This is a genomic window from Cohnella sp., from assembly GCF_041641335.1.
Lineage (GTDB): Bacteria > Bacillota > Bacilli > Paenibacillales > Paenibacillaceae > Cohnella.
In genome coordinates, this window is the sequence record NZ_JBEPYQ010000133.1 from 1 (window position 1) to 15982 (window position 15982).

The 15982-nt window shown below is 55.8% G+C and carries 19 protein-coding genes; 15 read left to right on the forward strand and 4 right to left on the reverse strand.

The features are described 5' to 3' along the window. From ACESLM_RS28330 to ACESLM_RS28350, 5 genes are all read left to right on the forward strand, one after another. The coding region (locus tag ACESLM_RS28330) for a helix-turn-helix transcriptional regulator (RefSeq protein ID WP_372637493.1) at positions 1–866 on the forward strand (866 nt) is incomplete at its 5' end. Between the two features lie 89 nt (positions 867–955). Then, positions 956–2200 carry an NAD(P)-dependent malic enzyme gene (locus tag ACESLM_RS28335; protein ID WP_372637496.1) on the forward strand — a complete coding sequence of 415 codons (1245 nt, stop codon included), beginning with the start codon at positions 956–958 and terminating at the stop codon, positions 2198–2200. A gap of 197 nt (positions 2201–2397) precedes the next feature. Beyond that, positions 2398–2895: an acyl-CoA thioesterase gene (locus ACESLM_RS28340; RefSeq protein WP_372637499.1), complete on the forward strand. Its 498-nt coding sequence runs from the start codon at positions 2398–2400 to the stop codon at positions 2893–2895. 180 nt (positions 2896–3075) lie between these two features. Continuing rightward, a complete protein-coding gene (gene thyA / locus ACESLM_RS28345) occupies positions 3076–3870 on the forward strand; it encodes a thymidylate synthase (protein ID WP_372637501.1) in 795 nt (264 codons plus the stop codon). Positions 3871–4012: 142 nt separating this feature from the next. Continuing rightward, positions 4013–5647 (forward strand): plastocyanin/azurin family copper-binding protein, encoded by a 1635-nt coding sequence (locus tag ACESLM_RS28350; protein WP_372637504.1) that lies wholly within the window; start codon positions 4013–4015, stop codon positions 5645–5647. On the opposite strand, the gene ACESLM_RS28355 is transcribed toward ACESLM_RS28350, so the two are convergent. Further along, positions 5634–6128 (reverse strand): hypothetical protein, encoded by a 495-nt coding sequence (locus ACESLM_RS28355; RefSeq protein ID WP_372637507.1) that lies wholly within the window; start codon positions 6126–6128, stop codon positions 5634–5636. The genes ACESLM_RS28350 and ACESLM_RS28355 overlap by 14 nt on opposite strands. On the opposite strand from ACESLM_RS28355, the gene ACESLM_RS28360 reads away from it, so the two are divergent. The 7 genes from ACESLM_RS28360 to ACESLM_RS28390 all read left to right on the forward strand — a co-directional run bounded on the left by ACESLM_RS28360 (position 6112) and on the right by ACESLM_RS28390 (position 11708). Further along, positions 6112–6357, forward strand: coding sequence for a plastocyanin/azurin family copper-binding protein (locus ACESLM_RS28360; RefSeq protein ID WP_372637509.1), 246 nt, complete (start codon positions 6112–6114; stop codon positions 6355–6357). The two genes, ACESLM_RS28355 and ACESLM_RS28360, sit on opposite strands and share 17 nt — an antisense overlap. Positions 6358–6419: 62 nt before the next feature. Next, positions 6420–6992 carry an RNA polymerase sigma factor gene (locus ACESLM_RS28365; RefSeq protein ID WP_372637511.1) on the forward strand — a complete coding sequence of 191 codons (573 nt, stop codon included), beginning with the start codon at positions 6420–6422 and terminating at the stop codon, positions 6990–6992. Further along, positions 6989–7765 carry an anti-sigma factor gene (locus ACESLM_RS28370; protein WP_372637514.1) on the forward strand — a complete coding sequence of 259 codons (777 nt, stop codon included), beginning with the start codon at positions 6989–6991 and terminating at the stop codon, positions 7763–7765. Before ACESLM_RS28365 ends, ACESLM_RS28370 begins: the two co-directional genes overlap by 4 nt. 101 nt (positions 7766–7866) lie before the next feature. Beyond that, positions 7867–8361 carry a dihydrofolate reductase gene (locus ACESLM_RS28375; protein WP_372637517.1) on the forward strand — a complete coding sequence of 165 codons (495 nt, stop codon included), beginning with the start codon at positions 7867–7869 and terminating at the stop codon, positions 8359–8361. A gap of 124 nt (positions 8362–8485) precedes the next feature. Beyond that, positions 8486–9976: a glutamate synthase subunit beta gene (locus ACESLM_RS28380; protein WP_372637519.1), complete on the forward strand. Its 1491-nt coding sequence runs from the start codon at positions 8486–8488 to the stop codon at positions 9974–9976. 81 nt (positions 9977–10057) lie between these two features. Further along, positions 10058–10384 carry a hypothetical protein gene (locus ACESLM_RS28385; RefSeq protein WP_372637522.1) on the forward strand — a complete coding sequence of 109 codons (327 nt, stop codon included), beginning with the start codon at positions 10058–10060 and terminating at the stop codon, positions 10382–10384. A 238-nt stretch (positions 10385–10622) separates the two neighbouring features. Continuing rightward, positions 10623–11708, forward strand: a complete 1086-nt coding sequence (locus ACESLM_RS28390) for a hypothetical protein (protein WP_372637525.1) — start codon at positions 10623–10625, stop codon at positions 11706–11708. A 105-nt stretch (positions 11709–11813) separates the two neighbouring features. Here ACESLM_RS28390 and ACESLM_RS28395 read toward each other — a convergent pair whose 3' ends face one another. Both ACESLM_RS28395 and ACESLM_RS28400 read right to left on the reverse strand, forming a co-directional pair. Next, positions 11814–12566: an HAD family hydrolase gene (locus tag ACESLM_RS28395; protein ID WP_372637528.1), complete on the reverse strand. Its 753-nt coding sequence runs from the start codon at positions 12564–12566 to the stop codon at positions 11814–11816. A gap of 304 nt (positions 12567–12870) precedes the next feature. After that, on the reverse strand, positions 12871–13101 hold the full coding sequence (locus tag ACESLM_RS28400) for a hypothetical protein (protein WP_094042528.1): 231 nt from the start codon (positions 13099–13101) through the stop codon (positions 12871–12873). Between the two features lie 132 nt (positions 13102–13233). Here ACESLM_RS28400 and ACESLM_RS28405 point away from each other — a divergent pair, with 132 nt between their 5' ends. After that, positions 13234–13962: a phosphonate ABC transporter ATP-binding protein gene (locus tag ACESLM_RS28405; protein WP_372637531.1), complete on the forward strand. Its 729-nt coding sequence runs from the start codon at positions 13234–13236 to the stop codon at positions 13960–13962. 210 nt (positions 13963–14172) lie between these two features. Here the strand turns inward: ACESLM_RS28405 and ACESLM_RS28410 are convergent, their stop codons facing one another. Further along, positions 14173–14310: a DUF6254 family protein gene (locus ACESLM_RS28410; protein WP_372637533.1), complete on the reverse strand. Its 138-nt coding sequence runs from the start codon at positions 14308–14310 to the stop codon at positions 14173–14175. A 103-nt stretch (positions 14311–14413) separates the two neighbouring features. Between ACESLM_RS28410 and ACESLM_RS28415 the strand changes: the two genes are divergently transcribed. After that, complete coding sequence (locus ACESLM_RS28415; protein WP_372637535.1) at positions 14414–15088, forward strand: MOSC domain-containing protein; 675 nt, start codon at positions 14414–14416, stop codon at positions 15086–15088. Between the two features lie 196 nt (positions 15089–15284). Continuing rightward, positions 15285–15982: polysaccharide deacetylase family protein (locus ACESLM_RS28420; RefSeq protein ID WP_372637538.1), on the forward strand; the 698-nt coding region annotated here is incomplete at its 3' end.

The following is a 15982-nucleotide window of genomic DNA, read 5'->3' on the forward strand; positions in this document are numbered from 1 at the left end:
ACATCCTTCAAGAGATGCTGGACAGCACCTCAACCTACTTGAAAATGTCGCTGTCCGCAGGGGTCGGCAACACCGTCGATCGCGTTGTCGATGTAAGATACTCCTGTCTGGAGGCGAAGCTGGCGCTAGAATACCGCTTTTTTACCGGGAATGGCGCCATTTTGCCGATTGGCGATTTTAGCGAGAGCCGCGTACATATCGATTTTTCTCGCATTTATGACCAGCAGAACAAGCTGATTCATAACATGAAGCTTGGCAAGGTCGAGGAAGTGGGCGTTACGATAACAGAAATATTCGAGGAGATAGGGAAGGATTGCAGCTATCCGATCAGCTACGTGCAGAGCGTTGGAGTCGAAATGATCAATATGGCTTCGCGTGCGTTCCATGAGATGGGTGAAAATGCGGAGGCTGTATTTCCCGATTTGCCGGAAGTGATCATAGAGCTGTACCGCCAGCATCATATTTCCGATCTGATCGGGCGAATGCAGGGAATATTCCGAACCGTCACGCAGTTTTTTTTGCGCAAAAACAATCGGAAAAACAGCGGCATTATTAATAAAATCAAAGCTATTATCGACCGCAGCTATATGGAAAATGTAACGGTCGGACGTCTGGCGGAAGAGGTTTATTTGTCTCCCAATTATATCAGCCTCATTTTCCGGCAGGAGACGGGAACGACGGTAACGGAATACGTGACCAGGGTGCGGATGGAGGCGGCCAAAGAACTGCTCAAGTCGCCGGATCTGAAGGTGCTGGAGGTGGCCGAAATGATCGGCTACGAGAACGCGACCTATTTCAGCACGGTGTTCAAAAAATATACCGGCATGCACCCGCAAAAATACCGCTCCTTGTTTATCGCGGAGTAACCGCATAAATGTCGATAGATTTTTGAAGGATGCGATAGATATGTTGATGAGGCTTATTATGCAAGACCGCTATACTGTGAGTAGCCGGAATGGATGCAAAACGAGATTCGGTGCAGACAGATAATAGGGGAGTGGCAAACAAAAATGAGTGGCAAGGATGGCATGTGTCGGATCGGACCTTTCTCCTTCATCTGGGCGGAAAAATTGAAATGCAGCCCAAAAAGCCGATTCAGAACCGCGACGATCTGTCACGGGTGTATACCCCGGAGGTGGCCAGGGTATGTCAGGCTATTGACGAGAAGCCTTCCAGCGTGCATGCGCTCACCATCAAACGAAATACGGTTGCCGTTGTGACGGATGGGAGCGCGGTGCTGGGACTTGGCAATATCGGTCCGTATGCTGCATTGCCCGTGATGGAAGGCAAGGCGATGCTGTTCAAGCAATTTGCCGATATCGATGCCTTTCCGATTTGTCTGGATACGCAGGACGTCGAGGAAGTTATACAGACGATTAAACGTATAGCTCCGGTTTTCGGAGGGATTAATTTGGAGGATATAGCGGCGCCTCATTGTTTTGAAATCGAGCAGAGACTGCGCCGGGAGCTGGATATTCCCATCTTTCACGATGACCAGCACGGGACGGCGGTCGTCATCTATGCCGGCTTGTTGAATGCGCTCAAGCTGACGGGACGGCGATTGCAGGACGCCCGCATTGTCATATGCGGAATCGGCGCCGCCGGAACGGCTTGCACAAAGATGCTGCTTGCGGCAGGAGCGAGGCATATTGTCGGAGTTGACCGATTCGGTATTCTGAGCAGGGATATCGCATACACCAATCCGACCTGGACATGGTATTCGGAGCATACGAACCGAGAACGCCGCACAGGCGGATTAAGCGAGGCCTTGGCCGGGGCGGATGTATTTATCGGCGTTTCCGGCGGCAATATTGTTAGTCGAGAGCAGATTCTGACCATGTCCCCGGAACCGATTGTATTTGCCATGGCGAATCCCGAGCCGGAAGTGCGGCCGGAGCTTGTAGAGGATATCGTCGGCGTCATCGCAACCGGACGATCCGACTATCCGAACCAGATCAATAACGTGTTATGTTTCCCAGGCATCTTCAGAGGAGCGCTCAATAGCAGAGCCTCAACTATCAACGAGGCGATGAAGCTGGCTGCAGCCGAAGCAATCGCGGCAACGGTGAGAGATGATGAATTAAGCCGCATGTATGTGATCCCGAGCGTGTTTAATGTGCACTTGACTAAGGAGGTAAGCCGAAGAGTCGCCGAAGCGGCGCGGCAAAGTGGGGTTTCCCGTCGCCGTTTCAATGATTGAGGCGGGCGGCTGGCCACTGTAATTAGGTTCGGCGCAGTGCCAACAATCAAGAGCAGGAGCAGGTTATCGAAAGATGGCCTGTTCTATTTTTGCGGATAGACTCAGGCGAGCTTCCGACGCCGGGTTTTAAATACCGGAGTAATTGTTTTATCTGTCTGCTTCGGCGTAAAATAATAACGCATAGCGAGGAGGAGAACATGATGAACGAAGAGACGGCCAGACCGGTCGGACGGTCGAGATCGGTGATGACGGAGCTCGTATTTCCGACGGATACGAACCATCACGGTACGATGTTCGGCGGCACGCTGATGAAATATATCGATAAAATATCCGCAATCGCGGCGATGAGACATTGCGGCAAGGCGGTCGTGACGGCTTCGACGGACAGCCTCGATTTCCTGGCGCCGATCCGGATGGGGGAGGCGGTGGAGCTGGAGGCGTTCGTCACGTGGACGCATCGCAGCTCGATGGAGGTGTACGTTGTCGTGCGGGCGGAAAATCTGTTCACCGGGGAGCGCCGGGTAACCTGCACCGCCTTTTCGACGTTCGTCGCGCTGGACGACAACGGTAAACCGGTCCCTGTGCCGCCCGTGGCGCCCGGGAACGACGCCGAGCGGAAATTGTTCGACAGCGCTCCGGAGCGCTACCAGCAGCGCAAGAAGAGGCGTTCGCAGCGCTTCTCGACGACGGAGTGAACCGGCGCCGGCAGAGCCGGAGAGTGACAAGCGGACAAAGCGGATGGTACAATAAGTGTAAGTTCAAAAAGTAATTCAAGATTCGATGTCGAGTCTGCTTCATGGGATGCTTCGTGATCAAAAGCGGACTTTTTGAACAACCTCAATAAACAACAAAATCGGTTTCGAGGTGTTTATCAATTGCGTAACTATTTGGATTTGCTTCAAGACGTGCTGGATCGCGGCGTGGAGAAGGGAGACCGGACCGGAACCGGAACGCTGTCGGTATTCGGGCGTCAGCTTCGCTACGATCTGTCGGAGGGTTTCCCTCTCGTAACTACGAAACGCATTCATCTGAAATCGGTCGTTCACGAGCTTCTGTGGTTTCTCAGAGGCGATACGAATATTGGCTACTTGAAAGAGAACGGAGTCCGCATCTGGGACGAGTGGGCGGACGAGAACGGCGATCTCGGACCGGTCTACGGCTCGCAATGGCGCGCCTGGGAGACTCCGGACGGTCGGACGGTCGATCAGATTCAGCAAGTCGTGGAGGCGATCAAGCGCAATCCCGATTCGCGACGGCATCTTGTCAGCGCCTGGAACGCGGGCGTCATCGACGAGATGAAGCTGCCGCCCTGCCACTTCGTGTTCCAATTTTACGTCGCCGGGGGAAAGCTGAGTTGCATGCTGACGATGCGTTCGGTCGATACGTTCCTGGGACTCCCGTTCAACATCGCCTCCTATTCGCTGCTCACGCATATGATCGCACAGCAGTGCGATCTGGAGGTCGGCGAGTTCATCTGGTCCGGCGGAGACGTTCACATTTACAGCAATCATCTGGAACAAGTCAAGCTTCAGCTGAGTAGGGAGCCGCTGCCGCTTCCGAAGCTGAACATTTTGCGCAAGCCGGACTCTATTTTCGATTATAAGTTCGAAGATTTCGAGTTCGCGGATTATAAACACCACCCAGGAATCAAAGCTCCCGTAGCCGTATAATCATCGCGGATTAATCGCTTCTCTTATCTGGCGACAGATAGAGGAGTTTTTTTATGCGAAAAATCCAAATCGTTCAAACCGAAATCCGATTTCTTCCGTTAGCTGGGATGAAGATTCCATTTCGGAAAGGAGATATCGGGAAATGAAGAAAAGAAGAGGACGGTTACTATCGATTGCATTAACGTTAGGATTGACGGCTGTGCCTTTGGCGGCATTCGCCGAAGGGGGACAACCGTCAACGGCAGCAGAAACTCCGGCCGTGCAAACCGCGACCGCCGCGGAGGCCGTCGCGGAGTTAGGAATTCTGAAGGGGGACGGGAAAGGCGTAACGGAAGCTTACTTGGAGCAGACGACTACGCGGCTGCAAGCGGCGATCTTAATGCTCAGGCTCTTGGGCAAGGAACAAGAGGCTCTGGGATTTCAGGGGACGGCTTCTTTCGCGGACGCGGACAAGGCCGGCAAGGCAAGCCGGCCGATTCTTGCTTATTTGAAGAGCAACCCCGAATTCGGTTGGGGCGGTACGGGAACAGGGAAGTTCGAGCCGACGGCCCCCGTTACGGCGCAGCAGCTGTACAAGGTGATGCTGGAGTCGCTTGGTTACCGTTCGGGAACGGATTTCGCCTATAACGACACCTTGTCCTTCGCGGCCGATCAGGGCTTGTTCCGCGCCTCCGGAGCTGCCCCCTTTACGAATCGCGACCTTGCTGTCGCTCTAACGGAGACGCTTCGGGCGACTCCAAAAGGCGCTTCGGGCATCCTGCTCCATGATCTCGTCGAAAAGAAGGTGGTATCCGCCGACCATGCGAAGCTGCTGGACGGGCAACGGATTGACATTTCGCAAACTGCCGCCGGCGATTCTTACTTAACGGACGGCAAGGGAATGGCCTTGTATTTGTTTACGAATGACATGGCCGATCTTAGCGCTTGCCAAGGCGCTTGCTTAACGAATTGGCCGGCATTTTACTCGGATAATCTGGTCATTCCATACGGAATGAATGCCGAAGACTTCGGCGTGTCCATCCGCTCGGACGGGGCGAAGCAGTTAACGTATAAAGGCTGGCCGCTCTATACCTTCCTTAAGGATACGAAAGCAGGGGACGCGAACGGAGAAGGGGCAAACAACGTCTGGTTCCTTATCAAGCAGCCTTTCTACACGATCGGCCTTGGCACGAATGCCGAAATCGGCCATTATTTAGTCGACAGCGACGGCGTCAGCCTGTACTATTTTGACAAGGATCCTAAAGGCGCCAGCGTCTGCGAGGGAGATTGCCTTGTGAAATGGCCGGTATTCCATGCGGATAGGACAGTCGTTCCCAAAGGATTAAAAGCCGAGGATTTCGGAGAAATCACAAGAGCGGACGGAACGAAGCAAACCACGTTCAAAGGTTATCCGCTTTATTATTTCTTCCAGGATGCCAAGCGCGGAGACCTGAAAGGACAGTCGGTGGGAGAGGTATGGTTCGCGGTAAATCCGGAGACGTTCTCGGGAACGACGACTGGAAAGTCCACGCCGGCGCCCGTCGCCGATAAAGTGACGATCGAGATGAAAGGATATCAGTTCTCGCAAGCCGAGTTGACGGTCAAAGCAGGAACGACCATCGAATTCATCAATATGGACGACGATAAGCACAATGCGGTAGCGGTAGACGGCTCGTTCGAAACGGAACTGCTGAACAAAGGGCAATCCGCGACGATCAAGCTGGATAAACCCGGCGTATACGACTATTATTGCGCGCCTCACAAGTCCCACATGAAAGGAAGGATTATCGTCGAATGATCAGCAGACTCAAAAGAGGCTTGCAAAGCCTGATGATTGTCGGATTCGCGCTTGCGTTAGCTGCATGCGGTTCTTCGAGTAAGATGAGCAACGCGGACCAGGCTTCGGCAACGCCGACGGCAAGCGGGGCGGCCGAATCGCCTTCCGCGCCTGCAAGTCCGAGCGCGGAGCCTTCCGCTAAGGCGGAAGAAAGTCCCGTATCGTCGCCAAGCGCCTCGGCTTCCTCTACCGCGTCGCACGGACACGAATCGGCGGAAGCGATGGAGTCGGCGCCTGCGGAGTCCGCCGCAGCCTCGGAATCTCCGGCCGCGTCAACAACACCGTCGCCCAAGCCGGCCGCGTCAGCAACACCGTCGCCCAAGCCGGCCGCTTCCGTCAGTCCGTCTCCGTCTCCGTCTCCATCGCCAAGCCAGAGCGAGCCTTCGGAGACGCCTTCCAGGGAACCTGAAAAGCAGGAGAAGCCGATGGTGATCGAGATCAAGGATTTCGCTTTTTCTCCAGCAAAAGTGACGATCGGTAAAGGAACAACCGTCATTTTCGTCAATAGAGACAAGGTAGAGCATACCGCAACCGCGGACGGCGGAGAGTTCGACACCGGTTTGTTCGGGAAAGACGAATCCAAGGAAGTGAAGTTCGAAGATGCGGGAACTTTTACCTACTATTGCGCTCCGCATCCGGGAATGATAGGATCAATCATCGTTGAAGATTAATAGAAGGAGGCGGGTGGGAGCGAATTCCCATCCGCCTGTTTGACGACAAGGGGAATCGTTAAATGTCAAACCGGTCCGATGAGGAACTCATGCGACACATCCGAGAAGGGCGCAAAGAAGCGCTTGAGCAATTGTATGATCGGTACGCGAGGCTCGTCTATTCGTTCGCTGTCCGCTTTTCCGGAGACGAGGCGTTGGCGCGTGAAATCGTTCAGCTTGTTTATACGCGTCTCTGGTCGACGAAAGCGCAGTACGATCCGGGTATAGGAGCATTCACCAGCTGGTTGATCACCGTAACGAGGAATATTTCCATTGATGTTCTGAGGCGCGAGCGCAGACATCAAAATAAGGTTTCTATAGATGAACTTGATGACGCCCCGGGCAGATCGGCTTCCAACGACCCCGAAACGATGCTTTTGCGCAATGACCGGCAGAAGGCAATCGCAACAGCTTCCAGGCGCTTAAGCGAACCGCAGCAACGGGTCATCGAATTGCTTTATTGGAAAGGCTATACGCTTCAAGAAATTGCCCAAATGAACGAAGAGCCCGTAGGCACGGTCAAAAGCCGGCTGCATCAGGCGCTCAAGACACTTCGGAGACATCTGCAGGGTTCGAGGGAGGAGCTTCAGGGATGAACGATCGAAAAATGTCCCCCTGTGAAGGGTTAATCGACTATTTAACGGGAGAAAGCTTCGGAAGGGAACGGAAGCGATTCGAAAAACATATGGCGACTTGTTCCTCTTGTCAAGAGGAAGCGATCGTTTGGCAGGAAGTGTGGGATCGTCTGAAAGAGGATGCGGAAATGCTTGAATTGCCGGCGGATTTGAAGGAGGAAGTGTTGGGCTCGCTTTTTGCCCAGGAAAAACAGCCGTCGGCGCCGCTCGGGAAATCCCGAAGCTCCTGGTTTAATCGTCGCTATGCAAGAGGAGGGGTGGCCGTCGCGCTTCTGCTGATCGTCTTCATATCGGGATGGCTGATCCGAGATTGGCAAATTCAGGGTTCGGACCAGGCCGCGTCCGTTGAGGAGCCGGCGAGCATCGAATGGCTGCTTCACTTAAGCGCCGAAAAAAGCAATGGAAGGTTTAACGACAGTCCGCGCGCGTACGGCATTGCCTGTCTTGTCCGATCCCCTAACGGGGAGCAATTAGTCGTATACGTTTTCGGCTCGCCGAGGACCAAGGATGACGAAGTCTACCGGGTGTGGCTGTGGAAGGACGGACAGAGGACGAGTGCGGGAGCTTTCACGGTAGACGATTCGGGAATCGGAGTCATGACGCTTCCGTTGTCGAACGGAATTCCGGATATAGATTCGATCGGCGTAACGCTAGAACCGGATAGCCAATCTGCTTCGCCTCGCGGACCCAAGATGTTCGGCTCCATGCAACCGGATGATTCGGTCAATGCCTGATTCCGAAGTCGGAGTCGCCTTGTCGTCCGGGTAGGCAGCGGCTTGACGGTATGGTATCATATTTAAATGCGCAGCTTACTATTTTGAAAAGGAAAATAACGATGACCGTTACGTTTATTGCAGCAGTCGCCTCCAACGGCGTTATTGGCGCCAATAACGAATTGCCTTGGCGTTTGCCCGCCGATTTGAAATATTTCAAACAGAATACGCTCGGAAAGCCGGTATTGATGGGTCGCAAAACATTCGAATCATTGGGCCGGCCATTGAAGGAGCGGACAAACGTCATTTTATCGCGTACGCTTGAAGAAGCGCCGGAGGGCTGCGATCTGGTCAGAACGATTCCCGAAGCTCTTGCCAAATACGGCGGCGACGATGAGTTAATGGTCATCGGCGGCGCGGAAATTTTTACGCAAATGCTTCCGCTTGCGGACAGGCTGCAATTGACGGAGATCGGGCAGCCATTTGAAGGGGATTGCTTCTTTCCTCGCTTTGACAAGCGGGAATGGAGGCTGGTCTCTCGGGAGGAAGGCGTTCAAGACGACAAAAACCGGCTTCCTTACGCTTTCTGCATTTACGAACGTTCAGTTGCTAAATAGTACAAACAATATAACGGATAATCTATTCTGACATGCGGGTACTTTTGTTAAGATGTTCTATCATCGACGAACATTTGGTGTACAAGAGTACAAACGAAGATACCGACAGATGGAGGAAAAGAAGATGTCGACGCCTACGGGATTCATGGAATATAAGCGGGAGCTTCCGAGCGACCGCGATCCGTTGGAGCGCATCAAGGATTGGAAGGAATTCCACCGGATGTTCTCCGAAGAGCAGCTTCGCACGCAAGGCGCGCGCTGCATGGACTGCGGAACTCCTTACTGCCATACGGGCATCGAGCTGGCGGGAAGCGTATCGGGCTGTCCGATCAACAACCTGATACCGGAATGGAACAGCCTCGTCTATCGCGGACTCTGGAAGGAAGCTTACGAGCGTCTGTCGAAGACGAACAACTTCCCGGAGTTTACGGGACGGGTATGCCCGGCTCCGTGCGAAGGCTCTTGCACGGTGGGGCTTATCGGCGATCCCGTCACGATCAAGACGATCGAGCAGGCGATCATCGATAAGGCGTTCGAGGAAGGCTGGGTCGTTCCGCAGCCGCCGAAGAAGCGCACGGGCAAGAAGGTCGCTGTCGTCGGCTCCGGTCCCGCAGGGCTTGCCGCGGCCGCTCAGCTGAACAAGGCCGGCCACACCGTCACCGTATACGAGCGCGCGGACCGCGCCGGCGGACTGCTGACGTACGGAATTCCGACGATGAAGCTGGAGAAGCACATCGTGCAGCGCCGCGTGGATCTGCTTGCCGAGGAGGGCATCCGGTTCGTCGTCAATACGGAGATCGGCAAGGACATCTCCGCGGCGGAGCTGGTGGACCAGCACGATGCGGTCGTGCTGTGCGGCGGTGCGACGAAGCCGCGTCCGATCGGCAACGTGGAAGGCCACGATCTGAAAGGCATCCATCAGGCGATGGATTACTTGAACAGCACGATCAAGAGCTATCTCGACAACGGCTTGCAGGAAGGCTCGTACATTTCCGGCAAAGACAAAAACGTCATCGTCATCGGCGGCGGGGATACAGGAACGGACTGCGTCGCTACGGCGCTGCGTCACGGCTGCTCCAGCGTTACGCAATTCGGTACGCATGCGAAAGCGCCGCTCGAGCGCGATCAGATGAACAATCCGTGGCCGGAATATCCGAACGTGTACACGCTCGACTACGCGCATGAGGAAGCGAAAGCTCTGTACGGAGAAGATCCTCGCGCCTTCTCCGTGCTGACGAAGAAATTCGTAGGCGACGAGAACGGCAACGTCAAAGAGCTGCACACGGTGCAAATTCGCCGTTACGTGGACGAGCAAGGCCGCAAAATTTACGAGGAAATTCCGGGCACCGAGAAAGTATGGCCCGCGGATCTCGTACTCGTCGCGGTCGGCTTCGAAGGTCCGGAGCGCACGCTAATCGATCAGCTGGGCCTGGAGACGGATCGTCGCACGAACGTCAAAGCCCGGTACGGCAAGTATACGACGAACGTGGACAAAGTGTTCGCGGCGGGCGATATGAGACGCGGACAGAGCTTGATCGTATGGGCGATCAATGAAGGCCGCGAAGCGGCTCGCGAAGTCGACAGATTCCTGATGGGCAGCACGTTGCTCCCGTAACGGATATCGGTTATCGTAGAGAGGTCGTCCCCCGGCGGGGCGGCCTCTTTTTTCACGGATGTCAGGAGGAGGAACGACGGAATGATTCGGTATGGCGACGAACAATGGTCCGAGCTGCGGTTCACGGGCTTTCAATATCGGGCGGAGCGCAGGGACGGACAGTGGGTCGACGTGGCTCTGCTGCCGGAGACGGCGGACGAAACGCCGCTGCCCGAGGAACTGACGGAATTCCAGATTATCGCGGTGTGTACCCATGATGGACACCCGATTCAGCTCGTGACGCAGGATGACGGCTGCGACAGCGAATACCAGCTCACGGAATGGGAACAGGAGCAGATCAACGCCTTTATCCGCACCGACGAGGTCAAGCGGGCGATTGTCGAGGCGGCATCGGTTCGCGTGGACTGAAGGCGGAGCGACTGCACGGCGAGGGTCGATGGCGACTAAAGGCGGATAGACCGCAAGGAGCGGCGGACGGCGACTGATGGCGAACCGACTCGCACGACGTTGGCTTATGGCAGGTTGACAGGGCATGCGGAGCGGAATTCGTGCAAAGTTGGTACCGAAGACAGGGCTTCCCCCAAATCTTTCCTCTGTGGTACACTTGTGACTGGCGAGGATCGATTGTGGGCGGGGGAGGCTTATTATGGAAAGCGCGGCTTTGCTGTCGCCGACGGACATTCATACGATTCGCAGATACGTGCAGACCAAATACGCTCCGCTCCCGGACGGACGCCGTGCCGAGATCGTCGCCGATGCCATTCGCCGGGCGCTCGCGCAGAGAATGCCGAACATGCCGGACGATTTGAAGCGGCAGATGATCGATCGGCTAATCAGCCGTTGTCTGGTCGGAGAAAGACGGGACATTCGGCCTGAGGACGTGCTTGATCTGTTCGCAGAAATCGGCGAGGACGACGGGCATTTGACGGAACGATTGCTGGAACCGATTTTGCAGTGGGCGAACGAGCGCACACAGCGAAGATGGAGCCCGGAGCAGCTGGCTTCCCGGTTGGAGAGGCGGCAAGGGGCGGTTTCGTTGTCGGCGGCGGAAGCCGTGACGATCGGACTGGCTCCCGAAGGAGCGACGGCATCGCGAAGCGGCTGGTCCGTTGCGGTCTGGGCCGCGGTGCGGAGTTTGGCCAAGCCTGCTCCCGCTATCGTTCTCGCGTCGGTCATTGCGCTTGGCGGAGGAGCTGTCTGGATCGCGAACAGCATGGAGCGTTCCGCGCCGGTCGAGCCGCCTTCGAGTGCGCCAACTCCCGTACCCGAAGCGGCCCCAGCGGTTGTTCCCGACGTCGGGATACCGCAAGCGCTCAAGTATACGGAAATCGACGTGCCGGCGCTTGTCGCTTATTTGAGCGGCAGGGACTCCATGCTGGCCGAAGAGCCCTACTTCGGGACGATTATGGACACGGCGCGCGAGTATGATCTGCATCCGCACCTTCTGTTCGCCATCACCGGTCAAGAACAGGGTTTTGTGCCGAAGTCGGCCAAACATGCGCTAAAAATCGCGAACAATCCGTTTAACGTCGGACACAGCTGGATGGAATACAATACGGATATCGCCAACTCCGCGGGCATCGCCGCAAGGCTTCTCGTCAAGCTCGGAGACAGCCGACCGGAAGGCCATGATCCGTTCGAGTGGTTTAACCGAACGTATGCCGAGGACCCGCTATGGTCGGTTGGCGTTCGCAAAATTTTCGATAAGCTGAACGGTTTGGGCGGGGAGTGAGGAGCGGGGGCTGTCTATTCGTAGGGAACCGCGACTGCGGCAGCGTTGCGTTCTCCCGGAAATACATGCCCTTATTAGGTTTATCGTATAGCGCAGGGGAGAAGCTTACCCCGATTCCTTCATCAGGCTATCTTCCAAGTATTGATGGATCGCAGGCGGAACTTGAGGCAGCTCCGTAAGGGTGAGCAGAGCCCCGCGAGGCTTGGCGTCGATCGGAATGACGTTGTACGCCCATTCGGCTTCCTGCTTCAGGTAGACGGCGTTGATGCCGCAGTGGAGCGCCGGGAGCACGTCCGTTCTGACCGAGTTGCCGATCATCCACGTATGGTCGCGGTCGAAGCTGCCTCCGGCCAGGATTTGCTCCAAAGCGTCCGTATTTTTGTGCTGCCGGATGTAGATCCGGTTGTCGAAGTAGCGCTCCAGGCGCATGCTTTCGATTTTGCGCAGCTGAATGGCGGCATCCCCGCCCGTATACAGGTGAAGTTCGTGGCCTTTGGAGGCCAGCGAATCCAACGTTTCCTCCATCAGCGGGTAAGGCTCGATCTCGAGCTCGTAGACGCTGTTCCCGAGCTTCCATAGCTGTTCCTCTTCAAGGGGAGAGCTTGGCCGTCCGGTGACGGATTGAAAGTACCGGTACGTGTCGATCATCGATTGGGGAAAATGCTCGCTCTTGAAACCGAGCACCTGAACGCCGGCGATATCGATCTCCGTCTGCTTGGCCGCGATCTCTTCCTTCCCAATACCTGCGGACCCGAACCAATCGGCCATCCGGTCAGCGAAACGATCCAGAATGGCATGGAAATACTTATTGCAATAAACTAGCGTATCGTCAAGGTCGAATAAAATTTGTTGGTTCATATGATGCTGATCTCCTTAAATCCTCATTCCGTTTTTCTCATTATGGCTCGGGGAGTCGGGTTTGTAAATGATTGAAAAGAGGAAAACTACAAAGTAACCCTTCCGGACAATCGAAGGGCAGGGGGTGAGAACTCGTGGCCAAGAAAATGTCCAGAAACTCGAACGAGCCTATGAAACCATCGGGAGTAAAGGAACATAAGGAAGATCCGGACGTCAGAAAAATGACGCGCTTCCCGCCCAGCTTGAACGGAATCAATAAAAACTTGCCCTGATCAAGACGGGCGGGAGCGCGGCGCCGCTTGCTTCAAGCGTACTTGATAATCTTCTCGGCCAAGTTGCGCTTAATCAAGCGAATGCGCTGACGGACGTAGAAGTCGTAGCTGCCCCCGCTGAGTTCGCGGGGGCTCATCGTGTTGCCCGTGTCGTTATCGATGATGACGAGCTTCCCGTCTTCGTAAAATTTGAATGTCAGGTCTCTAGACGGTCTGGCGCCTCTGGGAGGCTCCAAGTAACGGAGATGTTCGCAGTTCACCATCCATTATCCCACCTTGGAAACAGTGTAGGAACGTTTGTTCCTGTTTTTATTATAGCAAACGTTTGTTCGTATGGCAAGGGATGGGATTATACTTTACACTAGATTCATCAAGATCGAAGGGATAGGACAGCCATGATCGTAATTTCTGGATTGACTCGCACGATACCCGATGGAAAAACGATACTGAAAGACGTAGATGCCCGGTTGCAGCCCGGAACGTTCATCGCCGTCGTCGGCTCGAGCGGAAGCGGCAAGTCCGCGTTGCTGAGAGCGCTTGCGCTAAAGGAAGTGTGGACTTCGGGAGAATATAGGATAGACGGCAAAGATTTGATGGAAGCCAATTTTCTGGCTAAGATGCGTTTTAAGCGACAGATTGCGTATTTGGAGCAGAAGCCGATTTTGTACGAGAAAAAGACGGCGCTCAAAAACGTACTGATCGGAGCTTCCGAGCAGACGCCGATATGGCGGAGAATTACCGGCATGGTGCGCAGCGACGACTATATGGGCGCGATGGACATGCTGGAGCATGTCGGCCTGATGGAGCGGTCGAAGCAGATCGTCGAGCGGATGAGCGGAGGCGAACGGCAACGGATCGCGATCGCTCGGGCACTCGTGCACGGCGCGCGCCTCGTGCTGGCGGACGAGCCGGTCTCCGGACTTGACCCTCATACGTCGGAGGAAATGATGGCTACGCTTAAGAAGCTGTGCAAAGATAAAGGAACGACGATCGTCGCGGCGTTGCACCGGGTAGAGCTCGCGGAGAAGTTCGCGGACGAAATCTGGGGCATGCTGGACGGACGGTTGGTCACGACGGCGATAGGCCGGCGGCTGACGGCGGCGGAGAAGATGCGTTTGGCGTAGAAACCGGAAGCCGCGACGGCTCCCGGTGTGCGGACGACGGATTGGCATTGTGAGTGACGACTATCGGTAATAAGAACGACGGATTGGCAGTACAGACTGACAACATCCGGTTTGTAGAGCCCGATTGCATGGACGATTGCGGTTACGATCGTCGCGGCTTCGACGGATCGGTATTGTAAGGGTGGGGGCTTCGTTGCGAAAGCGGTTCGTTTACGTCGACGGATCGGGTTTGCTCTCGGCGTCCGCTTCGGCAGACAACTCGCGGAGCGAAGTGATTTTTCCGTGAGGATGCTGGTTTTGTTTGCGGCTTTTCCATGCGCTTTCCCGGCGACGCTTGGCAGTGGTCATGTTTTTCCCGCCTTTCATTCGAATGGTCGTACATGAGTTATCGTGGCGTATGAGGTCGGAGGTTATTCACCCATTGTTCTACACGCAAGAAAGGAGCGGATTCATGATGAGCAGCGCCGCGCCTGCGGCGGTTTACCCGTTGTTGTCGCTCAACATCGGCAAAGTTCAGACCGCCATTTATAAAGGTAAAGAAGCGAAGTCCGGCATTACGAAAGGCCCGGTCGAGCAAGCGGTGCGGCTGACCAAGCTCGGTTTCGAAGGAGACGAGCAGGCCGATCTGGAGCATCACGGAGGACCGGATAAAGCGATCTGCGTCTACAGTTACGAGCATTATCCGCATTGGGAAGAGGTGCTTGGGCGTTCGCTCGATTACGGGGCGTTCGGAGAAAACTTCACGGTAGGACGAATCAACGAGCGCGACGTGCGCGTCGGCGATCTGTTTCGCATCGGCTCCGCGGTCGTGCAGGTGAGCCAGCCGAGGCAGCCTTGCTGGAAGCTCGCCATGAAGTGGGGGCTGGACGAGCTGCCGTTGCTCGTGACGAACAGCGGGGCGACCGGCTTTTATTTTCGCGTGGCGGAGACGGGGGAAGTACGTGCCGGCGACGAATTGTCGCTGCTGCAGCCTCATCCGGACGGCGTCACTGTGGCCGAGGCCAATCGGGTCATGCACCAGGATCGGGACGACGTGGGGGGGATTCGCCGATTGCTCGCCGTGGACGCGCTGTCTGCGAGTTGGGTGAATACGCTGACCAAGCGATTGGGTCGGCTGAACGGGTAGTGCGGTCTGGCGGATTGACTGTTCAAGTAAGTACGTGTGGCGGTACTATCGGCGGCGACGGGGCTGGCGTGCGACCGATAAGCTTGCAAACGGGGTGCCTAGGGCGCTCCGTTTTTTTGTTGTGCGGCAGATAGACAACTGCTAAGCAATGAGCGCAGGGGGCGAACATATAATGGAGGGGAGGGGGCGATGGAAGGTGAACACGGCTCAGCGGTTAGGGTACGGGAAAGAGGAAAAGTTGCTGATCGTCAACGCGGACGATTTCGGATTGTGCGGGTGCGTCAACGAGACGATCGTCGAGCTGGTGGCCGCGGGGGCGGTCAGCTCGGCGACGGTCATGATGTGCTGCTCCTGGTCCGCGGACGCGATCGTCCGGATTCGGGAGACCGTCCCGAACGCGGACGTCGGCGTTCACTGGACGCTCACAAGCGAGTGGCCGGGCTACAAATGGGGGCCGGTGTGCCGGAGCCGGCCGATGAATACGCTCACCGTCCAAGGAAGCTGGTTTCCCGAAACGATCGCGGAGGTGGAGCGGCAGGCCGATCCCGAAGAGGTGCGCTTCGAACTGATCGCGCAGACGGAAGCGGCCATCTCCGCAGGTCTGGCGCCGACCCATGCCGACAATCATATGGGAAGTCTGTACGGATTATATACCGGGAAAGACCTGCTGCCGATCGTGTTCGACATTTGCGCGAAATACGGTCTTCCTTTCCGATTGCCCCGCAACTTGATTCCGGTCGGAGGAAGAACGATCCCGCCGGAGCTGCAGGAGCGAGCCAAAAAGCGGGTGCGCCAGGCGGACGACCGCGGAATCGTGCTGCCCGACTACATGATCGGTCCGGAGTATCTGCTGAGCGAGGGGGATACCTACGAATCGGTCAAGCGCGAGGGGAT

Excerpts from the sequence above, each read along its gene's own strand:
- ACESLM_RS28335 (WP_372637496.1), top strand. The coding sequence starts at position 956 with ATGGATGCAAAACGAGATTCGGTGCAGACAGATAATAGGGGAGTGGCA.
- ACESLM_RS28340 (WP_372637499.1), top strand. The coding sequence starts at position 2,398 with ATGATGAACGAAGAGACGGCCAGACCGGTCGGACGGTCGAGATCGGTG.
- ACESLM_RS28350 (WP_372637504.1), top strand. The coding sequence starts at position 4,013 with ATGAAGAAAAGAAGAGGACGGTTACTATCGATTGCATTAACGTTAGGA.
- ACESLM_RS28360 (WP_372637509.1), top strand. The coding sequence starts at position 6,112 with ATGGTGATCGAGATCAAGGATTTCGCTTTTTCTCCAGCAAAAGTGACG.
- ACESLM_RS28365 (WP_372637511.1), top strand. The coding sequence starts at position 6,420 with ATGTCAAACCGGTCCGATGAGGAACTCATGCGACACATCCGAGAAGGG.
- ACESLM_RS28370 (WP_372637514.1), top strand. The coding sequence starts at position 6,989 with ATGAACGATCGAAAAATGTCCCCCTGTGAAGGGTTAATCGACTATTTA.
- ACESLM_RS28375 (WP_372637517.1), top strand. The coding sequence starts at position 7,867 with ATGACCGTTACGTTTATTGCAGCAGTCGCCTCCAACGGCGTTATTGGC.
- ACESLM_RS28380 (WP_372637519.1), top strand. The coding sequence starts at position 8,486 with ATGTCGACGCCTACGGGATTCATGGAATATAAGCGGGAGCTTCCGAGC.
- ACESLM_RS28385 (WP_372637522.1), top strand. The coding sequence starts at position 10,058 with ATGATTCGGTATGGCGACGAACAATGGTCCGAGCTGCGGTTCACGGGC.
- ACESLM_RS28390 (WP_372637525.1), top strand. The coding sequence starts at position 10,623 with ATGGAAAGCGCGGCTTTGCTGTCGCCGACGGACATTCATACGATTCGC.
- ACESLM_RS28395 (WP_372637528.1), bottom strand. The coding sequence starts at position 12,566 with ATGAACCAACAAATTTTATTCGACCTTGACGATACGCTAGTTTATTGC.
- ACESLM_RS28400 (WP_094042528.1), bottom strand. The coding sequence starts at position 13,101 with ATGGTGAACTGCGAACATCTCCGTTACTTGGAGCCTCCCAGAGGCGCC.
- ACESLM_RS28405 (WP_372637531.1), top strand. The coding sequence starts at position 13,234 with ATGATCGTAATTTCTGGATTGACTCGCACGATACCCGATGGAAAAACG.
- ACESLM_RS28410 (WP_372637533.1), bottom strand. The coding sequence starts at position 14,310 with ATGACCACTGCCAAGCGTCGCCGGGAAAGCGCATGGAAAAGCCGCAAA.
- ACESLM_RS28415 (WP_372637535.1), top strand. The coding sequence starts at position 14,414 with ATGATGAGCAGCGCCGCGCCTGCGGCGGTTTACCCGTTGTTGTCGCTC.